General features: G+C 71.4%; 22 protein-coding genes. 7 read left to right on the top strand and 15 right to left on the bottom strand.

The features are described 5' to 3' along the window. The coding region (locus HNQ07_RS05165) for a PEGA domain-containing protein (RefSeq protein WP_184109779.1) at window positions 1-348 on the top strand (348 nt) is incomplete at its 5' end. Between the two features lie 158 nt (window positions 349-506). Here the strand turns inward: HNQ07_RS05165 and HNQ07_RS05160 are convergent. Continuing rightward, on the bottom strand, window positions 507-1091 hold the full coding sequence (locus HNQ07_RS05160) for an NUDIX hydrolase (RefSeq protein WP_229831711.1): 585 nt from the start codon (window positions 1089-1091) through the stop codon (window positions 507-509). Between the two features lie 27 nt (window positions 1092-1118). Beyond that, window positions 1119-1748: a MazG family protein gene (locus HNQ07_RS05155; RefSeq protein WP_184109778.1), complete on the bottom strand. Its 630-nt coding sequence runs from the start codon at window positions 1746-1748 to the stop codon at window positions 1119-1121. Between the two features lie 138 nt (window positions 1749-1886). Here HNQ07_RS05155 and HNQ07_RS05150 point away from each other — a divergent pair, with 138 nt between their 5' ends. Together HNQ07_RS05150 and HNQ07_RS05145 are read left to right on the top strand one after the other, a co-directional pair. After that, window positions 1887-2282 carry a S1 RNA-binding domain-containing protein gene (locus HNQ07_RS05150; protein WP_184109777.1) on the top strand — a complete coding sequence of 132 codons (396 nt, stop codon included), beginning with the start codon at window positions 1887-1889 and terminating at the stop codon, window positions 2280-2282. Between the two features lie 142 nt (window positions 2283-2424). Beyond that, complete coding sequence (locus tag HNQ07_RS05145) at window positions 2425-3726, top strand: S1C family serine protease (protein WP_184109776.1); 1302 nt, start codon at window positions 2425-2427, stop codon at window positions 3724-3726. A 51-nt stretch (window positions 3727-3777) separates the two neighbouring features. Here the strand turns inward: HNQ07_RS05145 and HNQ07_RS05140 are convergent, their stop codons facing one another. The 9 genes from HNQ07_RS05140 to HNQ07_RS05100 all read right to left on the bottom strand — a co-directional run bounded on the left by HNQ07_RS05140 (window position 3778) and on the right by HNQ07_RS05100 (window position 12877). Continuing rightward, a complete protein-coding gene (locus HNQ07_RS05140; RefSeq protein WP_184109775.1) occupies window positions 3778-4059 on the bottom strand; it encodes a hypothetical protein in 282 nt (93 codons plus the stop codon). A gap of 33 nt (window positions 4060-4092) precedes the next feature. Beyond that, window positions 4093-4896 carry a [LysW]-aminoadipate kinase gene (locus HNQ07_RS05135; protein ID WP_184109774.1) on the bottom strand — a complete coding sequence of 268 codons (804 nt, stop codon included), beginning with the start codon at window positions 4894-4896 and terminating at the stop codon, window positions 4093-4095. Between the two features lie 65 nt (window positions 4897-4961). Continuing rightward, complete coding sequence (locus HNQ07_RS05130; RefSeq protein WP_184109773.1) at window positions 4962-5282, bottom strand: DUF1294 domain-containing protein; 321 nt, start codon at window positions 5280-5282, stop codon at window positions 4962-4964. A 121-nt stretch (window positions 5283-5403) separates the two neighbouring features. Beyond that, entirely contained in the window at window positions 5404-6399 is a 996-nt protein-coding gene (gene ispH, locus HNQ07_RS05125; protein WP_184109772.1) for a 4-hydroxy-3-methylbut-2-enyl diphosphate reductase, read from the bottom strand. Window positions 6400-6501: 102 nt separating this feature from the next. Beyond that, entirely contained in the window at window positions 6502-7995 is a 1494-nt protein-coding gene (locus tag HNQ07_RS05120) for a phospholipase D-like domain-containing protein (protein WP_229831712.1), read from the bottom strand. A gap of 111 nt (window positions 7996-8106) precedes the next feature. After that, window positions 8107-9780, bottom strand: coding sequence for a glycerol-3-phosphate acyltransferase (locus HNQ07_RS05115; protein ID WP_184109771.1), 1674 nt, complete (start codon window positions 9778-9780; stop codon window positions 8107-8109). A 36-nt stretch (window positions 9781-9816) separates the two neighbouring features. Further along, window positions 9817-10524 carry a DUF4388 domain-containing protein gene (locus HNQ07_RS05110; protein ID WP_184109770.1) on the bottom strand — a complete coding sequence of 236 codons (708 nt, stop codon included), beginning with the start codon at window positions 10522-10524 and terminating at the stop codon, window positions 9817-9819. Window positions 10525-10533: 9 nt separating this feature from the next. Continuing rightward, window positions 10534-12018: an NAD(P)H-hydrate dehydratase gene (locus HNQ07_RS05105; RefSeq protein ID WP_184109769.1), complete on the bottom strand. Its 1485-nt coding sequence runs from the start codon at window positions 12016-12018 to the stop codon at window positions 10534-10536. 16 nt (window positions 12019-12034) lie between these two features. After that, complete coding sequence (locus HNQ07_RS05100) at window positions 12035-12877, bottom strand: tetratricopeptide repeat protein (protein WP_184109768.1); 843 nt, start codon at window positions 12875-12877, stop codon at window positions 12035-12037. Window positions 12878-12943: 66 nt separating this feature from the next. Here HNQ07_RS05100 and rsmA point away from each other — a divergent pair, with 66 nt between their 5' ends. The 4 genes from rsmA to cpdB all read left to right on the top strand — a co-directional run bounded on the left by rsmA (window position 12944) and on the right by cpdB (window position 18206). After that, a complete protein-coding gene (gene rsmA / locus HNQ07_RS05095) occupies window positions 12944-13804 on the top strand; it encodes a 16S rRNA (adenine(1518)-N(6)/adenine(1519)-N(6))-dimethyltransferase RsmA (RefSeq protein ID WP_184109767.1) in 861 nt (286 codons plus the stop codon). A 75-nt stretch (window positions 13805-13879) separates the two neighbouring features. Beyond that, complete coding sequence (locus tag HNQ07_RS05090) at window positions 13880-14851, top strand: carbohydrate kinase family protein (RefSeq protein WP_184109766.1); 972 nt, start codon at window positions 13880-13882, stop codon at window positions 14849-14851. A 108-nt stretch (window positions 14852-14959) separates the two neighbouring features. After that, a complete protein-coding gene (locus HNQ07_RS05085; protein WP_184109765.1) occupies window positions 14960-16222 on the top strand; it encodes an alpha-hydroxy-acid oxidizing protein in 1263 nt (420 codons plus the stop codon). Window positions 16223-16298: 76 nt separating this feature from the next. Next, a complete protein-coding gene (gene cpdB / locus HNQ07_RS05080; protein WP_184109764.1) occupies window positions 16299-18206 on the top strand; it encodes a 2',3'-cyclic-nucleotide 2'-phosphodiesterase in 1908 nt (635 codons plus the stop codon). Window positions 18207-18276: 70 nt separating this feature from the next. Here the strand turns inward: cpdB and HNQ07_RS05075 are convergent, their stop codons facing one another. The 4 genes from HNQ07_RS05075 to HNQ07_RS05060 are packed head-to-tail and all read right to left on the bottom strand — an operon-like array spanning window position 18277 to window position 22169. Continuing rightward, window positions 18277-18888, bottom strand: a complete 612-nt coding sequence (locus HNQ07_RS05075; RefSeq protein WP_184109763.1) for a hypothetical protein — start codon at window positions 18886-18888, stop codon at window positions 18277-18279. Further along, the gene (locus HNQ07_RS05070) at window positions 18885-19577 is read right to left on the bottom strand and encodes a redox-sensing transcriptional repressor Rex (protein WP_184109762.1); all 693 of its coding nucleotides are present in this window, start codon (window positions 19575-19577) and stop codon (window positions 18885-18887) included. Before HNQ07_RS05070 ends, HNQ07_RS05075 begins: the two co-directional genes overlap by 4 nt. A 1-nt stretch (window position 19578) precedes the next feature. Continuing rightward, window positions 19579-20556, bottom strand: a complete 978-nt coding sequence (locus HNQ07_RS05065) for an SPOR domain-containing protein (RefSeq protein WP_184109761.1) — start codon at window positions 20554-20556, stop codon at window positions 19579-19581. Further along, window positions 20553-22169, bottom strand: a complete 1617-nt coding sequence (locus tag HNQ07_RS05060; protein ID WP_229831713.1) for a tetratricopeptide repeat protein — start codon at window positions 22167-22169, stop codon at window positions 20553-20555. The genes HNQ07_RS05065 and HNQ07_RS05060 overlap by 4 nt, the downstream gene beginning before the upstream one ends. Window positions 22170-22180 lie beyond the last annotated feature (11 nt).

Raw genomic sequence — 22180 nt, 5'->3', positions numbered from 1 at the left:
GCGGGGACGTTCCCGGTGCGGGTGCAGGCGCCGGGGTTCCGGGACTACACCACCACCGTGTCCATCCGCGGCGGCGCCACCACCAACCTCAATGTCGAGTTCGCGCAGGTCGTCACGCCCACGCCCGCTCCCGTCACGTCCTACACCGTCAGCATCCGTAGCGGCGTGAACGGTGCCCGCGTGTTCGTGGACGGCACCGAGGCCGGCACCATCCGCAACGGCGGACTGGACGTGCAGGTCTCCCGCGGCGCCCACGAGATCGTCGTGATCGCCCCCGGCTTCCGCACTTTCCTGAACACCTACAACGTCACGACCAACGGCCAGATCACCATCAACCAGGTGAAGTAACCCTTTGGAGGCAAGGCCCCCACCTGACGGTGGGGGCCTTGTTCTGTGCGGCCTATGCTGCGGGCGTCAGGGCGTCGCCACTGGCCCGGCGAGGGGTGGGCCAGCGAGGGCCGTCGGGCAGGAGGGTTGTGCGCCTGTCGGCCGCTCGCCCTTCCCTGTCAGCTGGGACCGCCGGTGAGCAGGTCGTGGAGCACCCGCGCCGTCATGCCCCAGATGTCGTGGCCTTCCCACGGGTAGGTGTAGAGCGTGACCATGCGGCCGTCCGGCAGGGCGCGGTCGTCCTCGCGCGGCACGGTGGCGCGCAGCGTGCCCAACGTGGGCATGAGCAGCTTCACGACCTCGGCGGACAGCCGCAGCTCCGGGCGGGCCGGCAGCCGGGCCAGGACCGGCGTGACGTGAAAGCCGATGGGGGTGAACACGTCGTCCAGTTCTCCCAGCACCTCCACCGCCGCCGGGTCCAGGCCGACCTCCTCCCATGCTTCTCGTAGTGCGGCCTGCACCGGCGTCTCGCCGGGTTCCAGGCTGCCGCCGGGAAAGCTGATCTGCCCCTTGTGGGTGGGCAGATCGGCCGAGCGGACGGTGAGCAGCACGCGCGGGTCGTGTTCCCGCGTCAGGCCGACCAGCACCGCCGCGCGCCGGTAGGTCGGCAGATGCAGCGCCGAGCGCTCGCGGCCGGAGAGCCAGAGCCGCCACGGGTCGTCCAGCACCTCATCCAGCGGGTCTGGCGCGGGCTCCTCAGCCACGACGCTGCTCCCGCACGTCGGCGCGCGTCATTCGGCGTCCTGTGGAGCGAGGGCGTCCAGACGCCGCTGGGTGTGCTCGCGCAGGGCCAGTTCCGCATCGACGCCGTGTGCGCGGGCCCACGCGACGGCCGCCTCCAACACCTGCGCCACGCCCTCGGCCGAGTCGGGCGCACTGCTCACACTGTGTTCCAGCGCGGCCCGGTCGCTCCGGTGCCGGGCCAGGTGCTGTGTCTGCGCCTCGCGGGCCAGCGCGCCGAGGCCTCTGGGGACGCTGTCGGCCGGGCGGCGCGGGCGGCCACCGCGCTCGGCCACCTTGATCGCCTGCCAGTTGCTCACCACCTCGCCGCTGTCCCGCACGTTCACGTCTGCGAACACGTGCGGGTGCCGCCGCACGAGCTTGTCCACGATGGCCCGCTCCACGTCGGCGTACGTGAAGGCGCCCTCCTCCTCGGCGATCACGCTGTGGAAGGCCACCTGCAGCAGCACATCCCCCAGCTCGGCGGCCAGTTCTGCGCGGTCGCCGGCAGTGACGGCGTCCACGGCCTCGGCCGCTTCCTCCAGCAGGTAGGGACGCAGCGAGTCGTGGGTCTGCTCCTGGTCCCACGGGCAGCCTCCGGGGCCGCGCAGGCGGCGCATGATTGACAGCAGCTCCAACATGACGGCATGCTACCCGCCCGCGCCGCATTCCGGCAGCGGATCGGCCCTGGGCGCGGCTTCACGCCCCACACCCGGCTCTTCTGCGCGGGGGCCGGTCATGGTGTACCATAGGTCTCATGCTTTTCGAGGAGACCTCCTTTGGTGCAGCTTGATTCCGGCGCGGTCGCAGAGGGCCGCGTGACGCGCGTCACGGACTTCGGCGCGTTCATCCAGTTCGAGAACGGCGAGACGGGCCTGGTGCACATCTCGCAGATCGCTCACTCCTTCGTCCGGAACATCCATGATCACGTCCGTGAGGGCGAGAACATCGAGGTGAAGGTGCTGGGCCGGGACGAGCGAGGCCGACTCGACCTGTCCATCAAGGAGCTGCTGGAAGAGCCCGAGGAAGTGCCGCGCCCCCGCGCGATCGGCCGCCAGAGCCCCCAGTTCGAGGCCAAGCTGCGCTCGTTCATGCGGGACGCCAAGGAACGCACCCACGGCGGGGGCGGCAGCGCTGCCAAGAAACCCGCCGGCGGCGGCAAGCGCAAGAAGTAAGGTTCTGCCCGCGCCCCACCCTGGCCATGTAGTCCAGGGTGGGGCGTTGATGTGGTGTGCCCCGGGCCATGCCCGGTCACGCTGAAGGCGTCATGGGCGCTCTTTAACCGTCGTGTAACCGCACACGGGCACACTCACACCCATGAACCGACCCCTCTCGATCCTGGCGCTGACGGGCACGCTTGCTGTGGGCGCCTTCGCCGGTTTTCAGGTCAACGAACACATCGCCGCGCAGAACGTCACGGCCACCACGCCTGCGGCCCAGGGCGAGATGGTCCCGGCGCTCGCGCAGAGCACCCCCACCAGCCCCGCCACCTACGACGGCGGCCGTGCCCGCACCGAGTCCGAGGCGAACACCGTGAACGTGGTGAAGGCCCGCCAGAACGGGCTGGTGTACATCAGCGTGACCGAGGGCGCCGACAGCACCCCGCAGGCCCAGCTGCGCCAGCGGCTCCAGCAGCAGCTGCCCTTCGGCTTCGGCACGCCGGACGACGGCCAGCCGCAGACCGGCACCGGCAGCGGTTTTTTCGTGAACGCGCAGGGTGACATCATCACGAACAACCACGTGGTCGAGGGCGCCAGCGAGATCACCATCCGCCTGCACGGCTCCAAGACCACGTACAAGGCGAAGGTCATCGCCCGCGCCCCGGACTTCGACCTCGCGCTGATCCGTGCCGAGGGCGTGCCGGCATCGGCCATCCAGCCCATTCCGCTGGGCGACAGCGACCAGCTCGACGTGGGGCTCAAGGCCATCGCCATGGGCGCGCCCTTCAACCTGGACTTCAGCGTGTCCGAGGGCATCATCTCCTCACTGGAACGCACCGTGCCGGTCGGCACCAAGCAGGTCGAGCAGAGCGTGATCCAGACGGACGCCGCCATCAACCCCGGGAACTCCGGCGGACCGCTGCTGAACTCCAGCGGTCAGGTGATCGGCGTGAACACCCAGATCCTCACCGGCGGCGCCGGGCAGAGCGCCGGTGTGGGCTTCGCGATTCCCGTGAACACGGTCAAGAAGCTCCTGCCGCAGCTCCAGGCGGGCAAGGGGGGCGTGCTCCAGACGCCCACCCTGGGCATCCAGTTCACGGACCTCAGCGGCCTGACCTCCGCGCAGCGCACCCAGGCCAAGCTTCCGGCCAGCGGCGCCCTGATCCAGCAGGTCGCGCCGAACAGTCCGGCCGCCGCCGCGGGCCTCAAGGGCGGCAGCAACAACGCCCTGAGCGTGGGCGCCGCCAGCCAGGATCAGCCGAACGCCATCTCCACCGACGGCGACATCATCACTGCCATCGACGGTCAGGCGATCTCGGCCGGGGACGACCTGCGCCGCGCGATCATCGGCAAGCAGATCGGGGACAGTGTGCAGCTCACAGTGGTCCGCGGCGGCCAGACGCGCACCGTCACGGTCGATCTGAAGGCCTTCGCCTTCCCGGCCGCTCAGAGCCAGTAAGCAGCGAGCCACACGGCGGGGCCGGGGGATTCCCTCCGGTCCCGCCCTCCGTTACATCCCGAACAGCGGCCCCAGATCCGTGAACGTGCCCGTGGGCCGGGGCTCCCCGAAGGCGTACGAGCCGAACACGGCGTGGAATTCCGTACGGGAGAGGTGCCGTGGCTGCCCGCTCGGCCCGCACGCCAGCACCTCGTCGCCGCGCATGGTCAGGCGATAGGCGCCCAGCTCGCGGACGCTGGCCTTGCGCCCCCGGCCCGCGTGCAGCAGCGCCTGCACCTCATATTCCTGCCCGCCCCGCGCGGCGAGGAAGTCGAGCAGTTCGGCCGGCGTCATCGAGCGCGCAGGATAGCGCACGCCGCACCGCTGTCAGGACACGACCGTGCCCGCTCCACCCAGCGCCGCGCTGACCGGCTGACCGGCGCGGGCATCCCCGAAGATCACGCGCCGCACGCCGCCCTGCACGGCCTCGGCGGCGCCCAGCACCTTCTTCTTCATGCGGTCCTGGGCAAATTCCAGGTAGCTCTCGACGTCGCCAGCGGGAATCGTGGGAATCAGGCTGGCCTCGTCCGGATAGGCGCGCAGCAGGCCCGGCACGTTCGAGAGCAGCAGCAGCGCGTCGGCCTTCAGGGCCACGGCCAGGGCGGCGGCGGCGCGGTCGCCGTCCACGTTGATCGCCACGCCCTCGTAACTGCTGGCCGGCGGCGTGAGCACTGGCAGGTAGCCCGCGCCGAGCAGCAGCTCGATCAGGCCGGTGTTCACCTTCTCGACGGTGCCGGTGTGGTCGCCGCGCAGCACCTTGACCTTGCCGTTCTCGACGGCGCGCACCGAGTCCTTGTGGCGGCCCTCGAAGATGCGGCCGTCCAGACCCGACAGGCCGACCGCGTTCACGCCCAGCCGTTGCAGGCGTTCCACGATGCCCTTGTTCATCTTGCCGCAGTACACCATCTCGAAGATTTCCAGCGTCTCGCGGTCGGTGAAGCGCGAGGTATACCCGCTGGGACTGGTCACGAACTTCGGCGGATGCCCCAGCGCCTCGGCGATCCGGTTGGTCTCCCCGCTGCCGCCGTGCACCAGAATCAGCTTCTCGCCCGCCGCCCAGCGTGCGGCGATGTCCGCACATACTGCGTCGTAATCGATTCCTGCACTGCCGCCCACCTTCACCACGATCATGCGGATGAAGGTATCACATGGCAAGTCGAATACAGAATTGCATTGCAAATGGCAAGATTCGGCACTCAGTTCGCCAGGAGTCGCAGCCCGATCACGGCCCCCCAAGCGCCCAGCCAGCACGCGGCGATCCGCAGGAAGGCGCGCTGGTACGGCGCCTTGCGGGTCTTGTGGCGGAACACGCGCTGCGCCACGAACGAGCCCAGCCACCCGCCCCACGCTTCTGTGCGGTGGAGGGTGCGTTCCGGCACGCGCCGGCGCCCACCCGAGGCCAGCACCTTGTCCCGCCACACCGACACGAACGCGATCAGCCCCCACACCACCTGCCACGCCACGAACACCCGCAGTACGGCATCGAACGCTGCCCACGCGGCAGGGGAGAGGATCATCCCGAACCTCCGTGCGTCCAGGACCTCCCGCGGAAGGATCGGGAAATCTTTGTAGCCCTCCAGTCCGGGATGGGTCTTCTCGCGTCGCTCGGACTCGTCTCCGACCCACGTGAAGGTGAAATCACTGCATGGTGCGCGGCAGGGCGTCGGTGGGCAGGATCTTCCTCGGCTCGCGGAACTCGATGTCCTCCCACTCGCCTTCCTCAATCACCTCCAGCGCCGGGTTCAGGGCGCGGAAGTGCGCGACCACCGCCTGCACGAGGTCGTCCGGGGTGCTGGCTGCCGACGTGATGCCCACGCTGTGCACGCCCGCGAGGTCCACGTGCGCCAGGTCTGCCACCGTCTCCAGCCGCTCGGCCCGGCCGCAGGTCTCGGCGGCCAGTTCCAGCAGGCGCATGCCGTTGCTCGAGTGCGTGCTGGTCAGCACCAGAAAGGCGTCCACATGCGGAGCGATGGCCTTGACCGCGTCCTGGCGGTTCTTCGTGGCATAGCACAGGTCCTCGCTGGGCGGCACCACCAGCGCCGGGAAGCGCGACTTCAGGATCTCGATGGTGCGGCGGGTGTCGTCCACGCTCAGGGTCGTCTGTGTCAGCACGACCAGTTTCTGTGGATCGGGCACCTGCACGGTGTACGGATCGTGCAGCCCCTCGCCGGTCTTGCCCAGCACCCCGACCAGGATCGTGTGCTCCGGCGCCTCGCCGCGCGTGCCGATCACCTCCTGGTGCCGGGCGCTGTCTCCGATCAGCAGGATGGTGTAGCCCTCGCGCGCGTACTTCTTCGCCTCGGTGTGCACCTTCGTGACCAGCGGGCACGTCGCGTCGATGGTCGCCAGCCCCAGCGCGCGGGCGCGTTCCCGCACCGCGGGGCTGATGCCGTGGGCGCTGAACACGACCGTCTCGCCGCCCTCGGGCAGGGCGTTCACGGCGTCGAGATCCTCCACGAAGTGCACGCCGTGCGCCGACGACAGCCGCTCGACCACGGTGTGGTTGTGCACGATGGAGTGGTACACCGTGACCGGCTTCTCCTCACGCTGCGCCGCCCGTTCGACCGCCTGGATCGCCATGACCACCCCGGCGCAGAAGCCGCGCGGCTTGGCCAGGAACACGCGCTCAACCATGACCACACCTCGGCGAGGACCAGCGGACGGGAACACCACTCATGCACACAGTCTACGGAAGCCCGGCGCGTCAGACCGTGCCCCCGCCGCCGGTGTGCGTTCTCAGTTCAGGAGGTCCTGGGTGACGTTCGGCAGCCAGCGTTCCTCCGGGACGGGCCGGCTGCCGTTGGCCCACACGTCGTTGAAGCTCGCCTCCTGTTCGGCCACCGCCCGTGGATCGTCGGTCGCCAGCGCAGCTTCCGCCAGGCCCAGGCTGCCCCACGACGCGAAATGGAAGTTCATGCTGCCGGTCACGACCAGCTCGTGGTCGACGGTCAGGGCCTTGGTGTGCATGGTGAAGGTGGTGTAGCGGGCCTCGAAGCGGTCGTCCAGGCCCCGGCGGTGCAGTTCACGGCGGATCAGCGCCACCCCGCTGCGGTTCGGCGCGGCCCCGATGCCGTAGTCCACCAGCAGCAGCCGGACGTGCACACCCCGCCGCAGCGCGGTCAGCACCTCCGTCATGTACGTCGTCCACTCGCGCACCGGGCACGTGGACGGATTCAGGTAGGCATACCAGCACGTCAGCGGCGGCCCGAAATCCGCCTGCATCAGGTCGACCTGTGTGCGGGCGCCGTCCAGCAGCGCCAGGTGCGCCACGTCCGCCTGGTCGACCCCAGTGCGGCGGTACAGCATGTAGGCGCGCGTGTCTCCTGTCCGCACGGCGTGCCGGGCCAGTTCTGGGTGCGAGGGGGGCGCGGGCTCCTGCAGGGCGCAGCGGGCGGTCACGTCGTCCGGGGCCACGTCCGCCGGGCAGACCAGTTCCTGGCTGCGGCGCCACAGGTCGTCGAACACCGCCACGCCGCTCTGCGCGACCGGGCCGGACATGTGCAGGCCCAGGTCGTGCAGGGCGCGGCCGCCGGGCTCGCTGACCGGCAGGTGCCAGTCGGTGTAGTTGTAGCCGGCCACCGTGAGGTCCGTGCCGTCGATAACGTGCAGTTTCACGTGGCTGTGCGGCAGGTAGCGGTAGTTCAGCAGCGTGACCGTCCACCCGGCGCGGGGGTCGCTCAGGGGCACGCCCACACTGCGCAGGTCGTGGGCTACGCTCAGGATCTGCGTCGCGCCGTCCGGGCGCACGAAGTCCGGCAGGCCGCCGAGCAGCAGCCGCACGCTCATGCCCTGCGGGTACGCGGCCGGATTTGCGGCCACGCGGACATACAGGTCGCGCACTGCCCGAGCGAAGGTCATGCCGGGGTTCTCGCCGCCGGACCGCCACTCCATGCTGGCCAACAGTACCTCGGCGTGGGCGGCCCGGATCTGGTCGGCGGCGACCTGGAAGGCGTCCTCGGGCACGCGGTCGCTGCGGGGTGTGCGGTCGAAGGCCACGAAGGCGTTGCCGCAGGTCAGGTCCGGGCCGCCCTCCTGCCGCACGAGTTCCCACAGGCGCAGGCTCAGGCGGCCCGTGGGTTCCGCGCACGGCGGCTCGGGGGTCGAGATGGGCTGTGGCGGCTGAAGCCCCCCCGGCCACAGCAGCACCTCGGCGGCGTGGCCGGGCGCGGCGACCATGACGGCCAGCAGCGCCAGCGTGGACAGAACGCGCAGCAGCGTCGGCCGGATCACCCCGGCAGCATAGGGAGCTCAGATGAAGGCCGGACGAAGATCTGCGGGCGGGCCGGGCCCATTCCTAGACACCCCGCCGAACCTCAGCAAATCATGAGGGGCGGCGTCATGTCAGTCCAGGACCTCGAAGCCGAGCTTGTGCGCCTCGTCCACGAAGAAGTTGATGTTCTCCGTGAGGGTCTGCGGGCCCAGGCTCTTGCGGCCGTGCTCGCCCGTCGCGGCGATGATCAGCGTCTCCGCGAGGCACGCCGGCACCGCGCCCTCGCCGAACTGCAGGTCGATGTTGCTGGTCATGCCGCCGGGCGGGCGCACCACGCCGCCGGGGATGATCCGCACGCCCGGCACGCTGCGCACGCTGTCGTCCACGTCGGCGGGGCGGCCCTCGTCGAAGATCCACGCACCCGGCTGGACGTGCTGCGGGAAGATCACGGGGTTGGGGTCGCTGGTCGCGGTGAAGATCAGCGACGCGTCCTTGAGCCCGTCGTACGACGTGGTCGTGACGATCTCGGTGTCCTTCACGGCCCGGCGCAGGGTCGTGGCGCTGCGGTCCAGCCGCTCCAGGTCGCGGCCCACCATGATCAGCCGACTCACCTGCGGCGCGATGGTCCGCGCGATTCCGAAGGCGACCACGCCGTTGGCGCCCACCACCGCCGCCGTCGCGTCCTTGAGGTCGCGTCCGGTGGCGGCGAAGTGCTCCAGGATGCCGGGCACCGCGGCCTTGATGGTGCCGGAGGTGTATGCCCCGCCATTCGTGATGGTGATCTGCGGCACCGCCGCCTGCACGTCCATACCCTTGTTGCCCACCACCGACCAGAAGGCGCCCAGCCCGAACACCTCGGCGCCCAGTTCGTGCGCGAGGCGCGCACCCTCGATGGCGCGGCGGGTGGCGAGCTCCGGATCGTCGCGGAAGACGTCGGGCAGCAGCGGGCTGGACAGCAGGTAGCAGCGGATGCTCTTGCCGTCCACGGTGCGGATGCCGCGCAGCTCTCCCACCTTCATGGGGCGCAGCGAGCGGGCCAGGTCGCGCACGCTCGCCTCGGAGATCAGGCCGCGTTCCACCAGCGGGCGCATCCACGAGAAGCGCCGGGTCTGCCAGAAGTTCTCCACGGTCATGGGGTGGATCATGAAGGCCGTCACGACCTCGTCCGCGCGTTTGCCGGCCATCGGCACCGCGTCGCCCAGGCGCGGTTCGGTGCCGTCCAGGATGCGGCCCAGGTTCTCCTTGAAGCGCCACGTGGCGGCCAGCAGCAGCCCCAGCGCCGCGAGTTTCGCCGGCACCGGCGTGGGCAGCAGCGCCGCCGCCACCGCGAAGGCCGCGAGGCCCCCCAGCGTACCCAGCGTCACGAAGCCCCAGTACCCGCTGATGCCCGCGTACACCACGACCGGCAGCGCCGCCGCCCACAGCGGCACGGCTCCCGTGACCGCGAGGCCCGCCAGCACGCCCAGCAGCACGAGGTTGCCCCGGCCGCGCGGCGGCAGCGGCCCGTACAGGCGCGGCGGCGGATTCAGGTGGCCCAGATACGCGGCCAGCGCGCCCAGCGCCGCCACCTCCGGCAGCTGGAGGCTCGCGGCCATCAGCACCGCGACGAAGCCCTTCGCGGCGTCCAGCAGCGCGGTCGTGACGGCCAGGCCCGGCCCCACCCGCCGCAGGACGTTCTCCACGCCGAGGTTGTAGGGATTGTTCGTCCGGACGTCCACCCCGACGCGCGCGAGCAGCGTGTGCCCCACGGGCGCGCTCCCCACCAGGAACGCGACGGCCAGCAGCAGCACGGACAGAAACAGCATGGGCGGCATTCTAGGGTATTCCCCTGGCCGCCGGCCTCAGCGGGGTGCGGTCGCCACGGTGTCCTGCTGCACTTCCCACACCAGATCGCGCCACACCCACCCGCTGCCGGTGAAGCGCAGGCCCAGGCGCAGTTCGTTCAGCAGCCGGGCGCGGGCTTCACGCAGCGGCATGCCGCGCTCGATCAGCTGGCCCAGCGGCAGCATCGGCTCGGGCGTCTGCCCGGCGCGGCGCGGCGCGGGCTGAAGTTTGAGCCGGAACCACTCGAAACGGTCCCTGGCCTCCAGCCGGCCGTCGCGCAGCGCCCGGACCACGAACTGCGCCACCTGGAAGACCGGCACCTCCGCCGCCCGCGCCGCGCCGCGCACCGAGCGCCCGCCCTCCAGGTCGAACAGCGGCTCGGCCCCCCGGTAGTAGCGGCTCGGGCTGCCGATCACCGCGCATACCTCCTGCCACTCATCTGACGTGCGCGCCCAGTCGGACACGATGTGGTTGAAGGTGCCCAGCGGCCGGCCGGTCACGGGCTTGCGCTCGAAAGAGAACGACCCGGATTCGGCCAGCAGCGGGCACGCGTACAGGGCGTCCAGGCCGATCCAGTCCACGATGCCGCCGGACACGATCTCGCCGCCCACGAAGGCGACCGCATACGGCACGTCCGTCTGCACGTCCAGCACGCCGGTCTGCCGGGTGGTGTGAATCAGTTCCAGGGCGCCCAGCAGCGGAAGATCACTCAGCAGACCCTGCATGCAGCGACCCTACCACGCTTCCCCGGCCGCGCCGCCGCTCACGTCCTGCCACGCGCCGCCCAGTTCCAGCGCGACGTCCGACGCGATCAGGCCGTAGCCGTGACGGGCACCCGCCCGCTCGCCAGCCCGCGCGTGCAGCCGGACGCCGGCCACCGCGGCGTCCGGTGCCGACAGGCCCTGTCCCAGCAGCGCGGCCAGGATGCCGGAGAGCGTGTCGCCCATGCCGGCCGTCGCCATGCCCGGGTGCCCGCCACGCGCGACGCTGAGGCCGCCCGCGTGCGCCACGACGCTCGGTCCGCCCTTGAGCACGACCACGCCGCCAAAGCGCTGCTGGAGGGTGTGGGCCGCGCCCAGCGGGTCGCGCACGATCCCGGCCGTATCGGTGCCGAGCAGCCGCGCGGCCTCGCCGGGGTGCGGCGTCCAGATCACGCGCGCGTGCCCGTGTCCCGCCAGCTCGGGTTGCAGCGCGTCGGCATCTACCACCGTGGGAATGTTCCATGCGAGCACGGTGCGCGCCAGGGCCGCCGCGTCCGGCCCCAGGCCCATGCCCAGCGCTACGGCGTCCGGCCGGGACGCGCCCTCCGTCTCCACACGCCACGCGTCCCAGGACGTCGCCCGGCGCACCATCAGTTCCGCCGTGACCAGCGGCACGTCCGCCGTGGAATGCACCGTCACCAGGCCCGCCCCGGCCCGCAGCGCGCCCACTCCGGCCAGGGCCGGCGCCCCCGTCGTGCCGGGATGACCGCCGACGATCCACACGCGGCCGGCGGTGCCCTTGTGGGCGTCGGCGTGTCGCACGGGCAGCAGCGCGCCCACCTCGGCGTCGGTGGGGCGGGCGGCCAGGGCGTCCTCCTGCACCCATTCGGGGGGTGCCGACAGCGGGGCCAGCGTGACCCGCCCCGCGTGAACGGCGGCCGCGCCGAACAGCAGCGCGGCCTTGTAGCCCATCAGGGTCACAGTGTCGTCCGCGCGCAGAGCCCCCTCCGGCACCAGGGCGGACGCCGCGTCCAGGCCGCTCGGCACGTCGATGGCGAGCACCCGGCGCCCCGGTCCCCGCCACGCGTTCACCGTGGCGATCAGCTCCGCCGTGGCCGGCCGCAGCGGCGGCGTGAAACCCGTGCCGAGCAGGCCGTCCACGACCATGGTGGCCGTCCGCAGCCCGCGGGCCAGGCTGGCGGCGCCCAGGGCCGTGACCGTGCCCCCCACGGCCCGCCACCGCTGGCGGTTCGCCCGGGTCAGCGGGTGGCGGGACGGCAGCGCCAGCACGGCCGCATCCACGCCACGCACCCGCAGGTGCCGGGCCGCGACGAAGGCGTCGCCGCCGTTCGCCCCGCTGCCCGCGAGCAGCAGCACCGGGCCGTCCGGGCGCGCGGCAAGGAGATGGTCGGCCACGGCCCGGCCCGCCTCCTCCATGGCGAGGTCGAGCAGGCCCGCGCGCTCCAGCCGGGCATCCACCCGCCGCGCGCCCTCCGGTGCGAGCACCCACTGCGGCATCAGCGTGGGTCCACGGTCAGGTCAGCGCGCCGCGCAGGGCCAGCAGGATCAGCACCACGACGACCACCAGCGCTGCGGTCCGGAGTCGCCGCAGGGTGGCGCTGCCGGCGAACTGCTCGCGCATCTCGGCCTGGGTGTCCTCCTTCGAGCGGCGCATGCCCAGCCGCTGGCCGCGCCGGATCGCGCTGACCGCCTCGGCCACCCGGCCCTGGCGGCGCAGCGCCACTCCCAGGTTGTGGTGCGCGCCGTCGTACTCCGGCGCCAGCTTCAGGGCGGCGCGGTAGTCCGCCTCGGCGCCCACGGCGTCCCCGGCTTCCAGCTTCATGTTCCCGATGTTCGTCAGCGCCCGGTAGTGACCGGGATCGGCCGCCAGCGCTTCCTCGAACAGGCCGCGGCCGCGCTCGGTGTCGCCCTGCGCAGCGGCGCGCACGCCCAGCGTGTTCAGCGCCTCGGCCCGCGTGAGAGATGTGGCCAGCGCCGCTTCGAGGCTGGCCGCCAGCGCGTCGTCATCCGGCGCGTCCCGGCCGGACTTCACGTCGAGCGCGGCGAGGCCCGCGTGCACGGCGTCCGGATCGACGTGGCGGCGGATCACCGTCAGGTCCGGGGCGTCGCTGGCGGCCAGCGTGTCGCGCAGGTCCGTCAGGGCGCGGCGCGCGGCCGGGTAGCGCCGGGCGCGCACGCCCTCCACGATGCCGACCACGGCGCTCAGCGCCGCCTCGACGTGGGCGTCCGCGTGCCCCACGCGGGCGGTGGCGAGTGCTCGGCGCCACTCGCCGGCGCGGATCAGGTCGCCCAGGTCCGGCAGCGGCGGCTGGGATGGTGTGTCCGTGGGGTGGCCCACACCGACGGGATCGGTCATGGCGAAGAGTATACTGACGCGCCTGTGGCCGGACGTCCCGCGCGCCCCGCCGCACCGGAGTGATCCTTGTCCCAGTCCGAACCCACCCCCGACGCGCCCCGCCCCCCGCCCCTGTACTCCCCGGCCCGCGTCCGGGAGCTGCTGGACCGGCACGGCCTGAAACCCACCAAGAGCCTCGGTCAGAACTTCCTGATCGACGGCAACATCCTGCGCGCCATCGCAGAGGCGGGCGGCGCTGCGCCGGGCGTGCCAGTGTTGGAGGTCGGTCCGGGCCTGGGCGTGCTGACCGGCGAGGTCGCCGCCCGCGGCGCGCGCGTGACGGCGCTGGAAAAGGACGAGCGGCTGCGCCCGGTACTGGCCGAGACGCTCGCCGGCCTGGACGTGACGGTCGTGTGGGGCGACGCGCTGGACTTCGATTACGCCGCCCTGGAGCCCGGCACGCATGTGATCGCCAACCTGCCGTACTACATCACCGGGGTGCTGCTGTCGCGTTTCATGAACGCGCCGGCCATCGCGTCGGCCACCGTGCTGGTGCAGAAGGAGGTCGGGCAGCGCCTCACCGCCCGGCCCGGCGAGGACAACTACGGCTTCCTGAGCGCGCTGGCCGCCCTGCACGGCAGCGTGCGCCACGTGCGCGACGTGCCGAAGGGCGCGTTCCTGCCCGCGCCGGACGTGACCAGCGCCGTGATGCGCCTGGACTTCGACCGCCAGCGCGCGCTGCCCGCGCCGGAGCTGCTGCGCTTCATTGAGGCGGCGCTGCACCACCGCCGCAAGACCCTGCGCAACAACCTGCGCCTCGCCGGTCACGCGGGAGACGCCATCGACGCGGCGCTGGCCCGCACGGAACTGCGGCCGGACGTGCGCGCCGAGGACGTGCCGCTGGCGGCGCTGGAAGCCCTTGCGCGGGAACTCGGCGTGGTACGGTAACGCCAGGTCACCGACCAGTTGCAGCCACCGCATTCCCCGGCAGGGGCCAGTACGCCGGCCCCGGAGGTCTCCACCGTGAAGTTTTACGTAATCGGCGACGTCACCGTCGACCACCTGTACCACCTCGGCCGCCTGCCGCGGGCCGGCGAGGAAGTCACGCCGCTGCGTGCCAGCATGAAACCCGGCGGCGCGGGCGGCACCATCAGCGTCACGCTGGCCCGCCTGGGCCACACCGTCACGCTCGCCGCGTGCGTCGGCGTCGACCCCTTCGCGGAGTACGCGCTGAGCCACGTGCGCCGCAGCGGCGTGGGCACCGGCGCCATCCAGCAGGACGACCAGCACCTGACCAGCACCATCACCGTCATGCAGACCGACGCCGGCGACCGCACCATGATCAGCGACGGCGCCGCCAACCGCCAGCTCGATCCGGCCAAGCTGAAGAAGCGGGACATCGAGACCAGCGACGCCCTGATCGTGAATGCCTACGCCCTGATCGAGGGGCCGCAGCGCGAGTACGCCCTCCAGGCCATCGCGTACGCCCGCGGCGCCAAGAAGGCGGTGCCGGTGTTCATCGACCTGGGCACCGGCGCCGTGAACAAGGCCCGCACCAGCCTGCTGGACGACGTGATCGGCTCGGACTACCTCACCCTCAACCAGCACGAACTCCAGGCCCTGACTGGCACCGGCAGCATCAGCGCGGCGCTGGCGAAACTCGGGCAAGCCGGCGCGCAGCGCGTGGTCGTGAAGGTCGGCAAGATGGGCTCGATCACGTGGACGCCCACCGACACCGAACTCGTGGACGCCGTGCTCCCGGAAGGCGACGTCGTGGACACCACCGGCGCCGGCGACACCTTCACCGCCACATTCGCGCACGCGGTGCTGAGCGGCGTGAACATGGCCGAGGCCGCCCGCGCCGCCAACGCCGCCGGCGCTCTGGCCGCCACCAGCCTGGGCGCGCAGGAACGGTCCATCACGCCCGCGGACCTCGCAGACGTGCTGCCGAAGGCCAAAAAGACGCGCGACACCCCGGCCCGCGAACCGTCCTGACCGCTTACCGGTGATCCGCCCGCTCCCGCCCACCGGCCGGAGCGGGCGCGTCCGTTCGGCGTGCGGCGTCTTCACATCGTCTGAACACGGCGTGCCTAAGCTGTGGACATGACCTCTGAACCCGTGGGCCGCGGCCGGCAGCGCCAGACCCAGGTGTACGTCCGCGGCCTGGGCGGCGAGAAACCCGCCGTACCCGTCGCGCCCGAGCGGCTCCAGGAGGCGGCGCGCGTGCACCTGAAGGCGCCGGACTTCGCGTACCTGGCGGGCGGGGCCGGCGCCGAGCGCACGCTGCGCGCCAACCTGGCCGCCTTCGAGCGCGTGCAACTGCTGCCCCGGCACCTGCGCGGCCATACGGAGCGCGACCTCAGCGTGAGCGTGCTGGGGCACACCTACGCCACGCCGCTGCTGCTCGCGCCGCTGGGGGTGCTGGAGTGCGCCCACCCGGACGCCGACCGCGCCGTGGCCCGCGCCGCCGCCACCGAGGGCGTGCCGTTCATCTACTCCTCGCAGGCGTCCGTGCCGATGGAGGACTGCGCGGCGGAGATGGGGGAGAGCCCGCGCTGGTTCCAGCTGTACTGGAGCCGCGACGACGACCTGACCCGCTCGCTGCTGCGCCGCGCCGAGGCGTGCGGCGCGCAGGCTATCGTCCTGACGCTGGACACGACCGTGCTCGGCTGGCGGCCCCGGGACCTCGACCTGGGCCACCTGCCGTTCATGCGCGGCCGGGGCCTGGCGCAGTACCTCAGCGACCCGGTATTCCGCGCGCACCTGCATGGGCCCCAGCCCGGCCCGGCCACCACGCCGCCGCGCACGCCCGCCCTGCTGCGCGCCGGCGCGGAACTCGCCGCGAGGGGCCGTCCCTACCACCTCAGCCTGGAGCAGATGCGCGCTGCGGTCGCCCGCTTCACCGCCACGTACACCCGGCCGGACCTCACGTGGGACGACCTCGCCCGCCTGCGTGAATGGACCCGCCTGCCCATCGTCCTCAAGGGCATCCTGCATCCGGACGACGCCCGCGAGGCCGCGGCGCGCGGCGTGGACGCCATGATCGTCTCCAACCACGGGGGCCGGCAGGTGGACGGCGCGGTCGGGGCGCTCGACGCCCTGCCCGGCGTGGTGGCCGCCGCCGGAGACGTGCCGGTGCTGTTCGACAGCGGCGTGCGCACCGGCGCGGACATCGTCAAGGCGGTGGCCCTGGGCGCCCGCGCCGTGCTGCTGGGCCGCCCCTACGCCTACGGCCTGGCCATCGCCGGCGAGGAAGGTGTGCGCGAGGTCATCCAGAACGTCCTCGCGGACCTTGACCTGACGCTCGCGCTGATCGGTGTGGCCGCCGTCCGCGACCTCGACAGGAGCGTGCTGGCGCCCGCCTGAACAGTGGTTCCAACCTCCGCCAGCACGGTCCCGGGCAGCCGACACCACCCTGACCGGCGGGCGTATCCTGCGGTGGATGAAACACTCCACGTTCCTGATCGGAGCGCTGCTGCTCAGCGCAGCCGGCGCGCAGACCGTCGACCTCCGCATTCTGGAGACCACGGACCTCCACACCGCCGCCCTCGGCTACGACTACTACCAGGACAAGCCCACCGGTGAGTACGGCCTGGAATACACCGCCACGCTGATCAAGCAGGCGCGCGACGAGAAGGTCAACACGCTGCTGTACGACAACGGCGACCTGATCCAGGGCAATCCGCTGGGCGACTACGTGGCGCGCATCAAGCCGCTGCCGGCCGGCACCATGCACCCCATGCACGCCGCCATGGCGACCCTGCACTACGACGCGGGCAACCTCGGCAACCACGAGTTCAACTACGGTCTGCCCTTCCTCCAGCAGATCATCGCCGCCGCGCCCATGCCCATCGTCAGCGCCAACACCTACGCGGAGGACGGCGACGGCAACCCCGCCAACGACAAGAACGCGTTCACCCCGTACCTGATCCAGCGCAAGCTGGTGCGCGACACCTACGGCCGCCCGTACTACATCAACGTCGGCATCATCGGCCTCCTGCCCCCGCAGATCGTGCAGTGGGACAAGAGCAACCTCGACGGCAAGGTCACCACCCGCGACATCGTCGAGACCGCCCGCAAGTTCGTGCCCGAGATGAAGGCCAAGGGCGCGGACGTGATCGTCGCCATCGCCCACACCGGTATCGCCGCCGACTACCAGCCCGGCCAGGAGAACGCCGCCACCGAACTGACCAAGGTGGACGGCATCGACGTGGTGCTCTCCGGCCACAGCCACCAGGTGTTCCCCGGCCCGGTGTACAAGAGCATCCCCGGCGCGGACATCACCAACGGCACCATCAACGGCAAGCCCACCGTCATGGCCGGCTTCTGGGGCAACGACCTCGGCATCGTGGACCTGACCCTGACCAAAAAGGGCAACCGCTGGGCCATCACGGGCGGCAAGGCCAGCGTTCGTCCCATCTGGGACGCCGCGGCCAAGAAGAACCTCGTCACGCCCGACCCGGCCATCGCCGCCGCCGTCAAGGCCGCGCACGAGGGCACCCTGGAATATGTGCGCGGTAAGGTCGCGGACCTGACCACGCCCATCAACTCCTACTGGGCGCTGGTGCAGGACGACCCCAGCGTGCAGCTCGTCAGCAACGCCCAGACCTCGTATGTCAAGAACGCCCTGAGCACCACCGAGTACAAGGACCTGCCGGTGCTGTCCGCTGCCGCTCCCTTCAAGGCCGGCGGACGCAGCGGCCCCAGCTACTACACCGACATCCCCGCCGGCACGCTCGCCATCAAGAACGTCGCCGACCTGTACGTGTACCCGAACACCGTGCAGGCGGTCGTCGTGACCGGCGCGCAGGTGCAGGAATGGCTGGAACGCGCGGCCGGGCAGTTCAAGCAGATCGACCCCGCCAAGACTGAACCCCAGGTGCTGGTGGACGACTCCTTCCCCACCTACAACTTCGACATCATCGACGGCGTGACCTACGAGATCGACGTCACCCAGCCCAGCCGCTACAACGCCCAGGGTCAGGTCGTGGCCGCAGGCGCCCACCGCATCAAGAACCTGCAGTACCAGGGCAAGCCCATCGATCCGGCGGCCAAGTTCGTGGTCGCCACCAACAACTACCGCGCGTCCGGCGGCGGCAGCTTCCCCGGTCTGGACGGCAAGAACATCGTCCTGGCCGCTCCCGACGAAACCCGCCAGGCGATCATCGGGTACTTCAACCAGCAGAAGACCATCAACCCCACTGCCGACGGCAACTGGAAACTCACGCCCATCCCCGGCGTGACCCTGCTGTACGTCAGCAGCCCCAACGCCCAGAAGTACCTGCCGACGGGCGCCACGCTGGTGCGCACCCGCGACGATGGCTTCGCGGAATACACGATCAAGTTCTGAGCGCAGACGAGGGAGGGCCCGCAGCGGACTGTGCTGCGGGCCCTCCCTCGTTGTCACCTGGGGCTGGTCCTCAGTTGTCGCCCTGCTTGCTGCCGGTGCTGACCACACCGCTCACCGCGACCGTCACGGGCTGGCCGTTGCTGCTGGTGCCGTAGAACTCCAGATCCGTGACCCGGCTGACACTGGCGTCGGTCGCCACGACCAGGTCGCCCAGGCCGCCATCGAGACCGATGGCAAGCTGGCCGGGAATGCCGTTCGAGGGCACCGCGTCCGTGGCGTTGAACGGGCAGGAGTTGAGGGTCGTGCGGGCGGTACAGGTGAAACCGGACGTGAGGTACAGGTCGGCCTTGTTCACCTGGGCGTTGGTGGTCGTGGTCGTGGTCCCGCCCGCCGTCGTCAGGACGTCCTTGACGACGCGGTAACCGGTGAGGTACACCGCGTCCGAACCGGGCCTCGTCATGAAGGTGAAGGTCACGCCACCGCCGGGCGTGATCGTCCATGAAATTTTTTCTGGAGTGGTCGTGGTGGCAGGCGTCACGGTCTTCTTCGCCACCGCGGTCGCTTTCGAGTCGTCCACCGAGACGCCGACCGAAGCGCGGCTGTTGCCGGAGACTTGACCGGGCGCGGTGCCGCATGCGGCAATCAGCAGGGCGAGCATGGGCAGGGCAAGCAGCTTCTTCATTCGGTGTCCTCCGTCAGGGGGGCGTCTTTGAGATGGGGATTGAGGATGTAGAAAGCGAGGCGCTTCATGCCCGCGAGGAAGTCGACGTTCTCGATGATCACAGCACGCCACTCGTCACTGATTTCTTGCGCGCCGCCCTCGGTGGGCGGCTGGATGACGACCGGCGCAAAATTCAGGATGCCGCGCACGCCGGCGCTGACGAGGGCCTGCGCAGCGTCCTGCGCGCGGTCGGGCGGTACAGCCAGAAAACCCATGTCCACCTTATTCTGCGCGACGAAGGTCTTCAGGTCGTCCATGTGCCGGACGGTGAGGTTGCGGATCTGCTGGCCGACGATGGCAGGGCTGACGTCGAACAGGCCGGCGTACTGGAACTGGTAATCGCTGGCGCCGGGGTAGTTGGCGATGGCCTGCCCGAGGCGGCCCATGCCGACGATGACCACGTTCCACGTCTGGTTGAGACCCAGCACGCGGACGAGTTCGCGTTTGAGGATGGCCACGGTGTAGCCCATGCCGCGCGTGCCGAATCGTCCGAAGTACGCGAGATCCTTGCGGACCTGAAAGGCGCTGACCCCGGCCCGTTCCGCGAGGTCGCTGCTGCTGGTCCGGCTGACGTCCTGCGCCTCGAGCTGTTCGAGGATGCGCAGGTACGTGACCAGGCGGCTGATCGCGGCGGTGGGGATCTCGGCCACGTCAGCGCACCCGGAAGTGGTCGATGCCGCTGCCGCTGAGGCGCTGCTCGGTGCGCGTGACGGCGTCGCCGGTGTACGGGCCGACCAGCACGGTCACCTTCTTGCCTTCCGGGGCGTTGACGGTGGGCGCGTAGCCCAGGTCGCGGAGTTGCTGCACGAGTTTCTGGGCGCTCTCCACGCGGTCGAAGGCGCCCACCTGCAGGTACGTGGGACCGCTGGGTGCGGGGGCCGGCGCGGGCGTGGCGGTGGTCTCGGCGGCGGAAGCGCTTGGGTTGGCAGCCGTGCTGGCACCGCCGCCCGCGTTGTTCTGGCCGAGGCTGCGGCCACGCGGCGGGTACAGCAGCGCGCCGGGGTAGGCCCGCTGGATGTCGGCGAGGGCCTGCCGGGCGCTGGTCTCGTCCGCGAAGGGGCCGACCTGGGCGACCACCTGCGAGCCGAGGTCGATGGGGTATACGGTGTACCCGAGGGCACTGACGGAGGCGGCAGCCGTGGTGGCCGCCTGGGACGTGCTGAAGGTGCCGAGCGTGATGCGGTAGTCGCTGCGCAGCGGCACGCGCTGCTCGCTGGTGGCGACTGCGCCGCCGCTGCGCGGCGTGGCGGTGGTGGGCGTGGTCGCGGGCTGGTCCGGCTGCTCCGTGGGCGTTGTGGTGGCCGTGCCCTGGGCCGGGGTGGCGCTGACAGGCGGCGTGGCCTCGACGGGAGCGGCAGCGATGGTGGGCGGTTCCGACGTGGTCGCCGTGCCGCTCTGGGCGGGCGCGGGGGCGGGCGTCTGGGCCGTCGTCTCGGCGGGCGTGGGCGCGCTGGGAATGCTGGTTGTCTCGGTGCTGGCGGCCGGGGTGGCGGGCGTGGCGGCCGGGGTCATCGCCGTACGCGTCTCGGGCCGGAACAGCAGCAGGCCAAACCCGACCAGCAGCAGCACGACCAGCACGCCGATCAGCAGGTCTGGCCAGCGGCGTGGCCGGGTGGCGGGTCGGCTCACTTCAGGGCTCCCTGGGCCCGGACGCTGCCGAGGGTGGCGGCGGTTTTCAGGGATACGCGGGCGTCCTGTTCACGCTGCTGCGCGCGCTGGGCCAGGCCGAGCATGAACCACGCGTCGGCATTCTTCGCGTCCTCGCTGACCAGGCCGCGCAGCACGGCCTCGGCCTCGGGGTAGCGCGCGCTGGCGAGCAGGGCGGACGCGAGGTTCTGGCGGGCGGTGCGGGTCGGGTCGAGCTTCACGCTCTCGGCCAGGGCGCCGGCGGCGGTGGCGTAATCCCCGGCGGCGTACGCGCTCAGGCCCAGCCACAGGGCGGCGTCGGCGCTGGGCGCAGCAGCCTGACTGGCGGTCAGGACCTTGACGGCCTGGGCGTACTGGCCCTGCCGGTACGCGCTGACGCCCTGCACGTACTGTGCCCGGGCCAGCGTGGCGCCCTGGGGTTTGAGGGCCAGGACGGCCGCGGCGTCGGCGGCGGCCTCGGCCGTCTGGTTCATGCCGAGGCGGACCCCTGCCAGGGCCACGCGGTACGCAGCGTTCTGCGGCGCGAGCTTCACGGCGTTCAGGTACGCGGTGAGCGCGCCGGGCCGGTCGTTGCGCGCCGCGCGCAGTTCGCCCAGGCGGGCGAAGGCGGCGGCGTTGCGGCCGTTCTCGCGGGTGGCGTTCTGGGCGGACAGCACGGCGCTGTAGGTGTCGCCACTGGCGGCCAGCAGGTTCGCCTTGCGCAGCAGCAGGTCACTGCGGTCCGCAGGAACGGTCACGCGGGTCAGCGCGGCGTTCAGTTCCCGCAGGGCGCGGTCGGGCAGGCCCTGCGCCACGTAGATGTCCGCGAGCAGCAGGGCGGCGTCGGCGCGGGCAGGCGCCTGCTTGAGCAGCGCGTAGACACCGGGCAGCGCGGCGGCGCCCTGGCCGGACAGCGTGCGGGCCTGCGCGAGACGGTACTGCGCGTCCTGGTTGGTGGGATCGAGGGCGACCAGGGCGGCGAGGGTGGTGCTCAGGCCCGTGAAGTCGGCCTTGCGGGTCTGCTCGGCCGAGAGCGCGTCCAGCACCTGTCGCTGCGCGGCGGGCGTGGCCTTGTCCTTCATCAGGACAGCAGCGTCGGTGTACAGCTTCAGCGCGTCGTCGTAGCGGCCGGCGCGGGTGGCGAGCACGCCAAGGTTATACGGCCCCTCGAAGCGGTCCGGGGCCAGCGCCATGAACTGCCCCAGTTCAAAGGTGGCGCCCTTGTCGTCCTTCTGGGCAATCAAGGTCAGCGCCAGCCCGAAATGCGGCTCGGGGTTGGTGTAGTTCGCGGCCACCAGCGCCTCGAACTGCCGCCGGGCCTGGGCGTACTGCCCCGCTTGGAAGGCCAGCTGCGCCGCCCTGAGCTGCTGCTGCTGCCCGGCGCTGAGCGGCGTGACGGTCACGGCGGGCGCGGCCGTGGTGCCGCCGGCCGGATCGGTGGCCGGGGCCGGTGTGGTGGGAACGGCGGGAACCTTCAGGGTGTTCGCGGCGTCCGCGGAATTGAGGGTGTTCTGGATGCTGGTGGTCGTCACCGTCTCCACCAGGGTCTGGGCGGAGGCAGGCGTGGCGAGGGCCAGCATCAGGCCGGTCAGTACATAGCGGGTCGGTTGCGTCACCTGAAAGCCTC

Source organism: Deinococcus metalli, from assembly GCF_014201805.1.
Taxonomy (GTDB): domain Bacteria; phylum Deinococcota; class Deinococci; order Deinococcales; family Deinococcaceae; genus Deinococcus; species Deinococcus metalli.
This window is presented reverse-complemented; position numbering and strand designations above follow the sequence as displayed.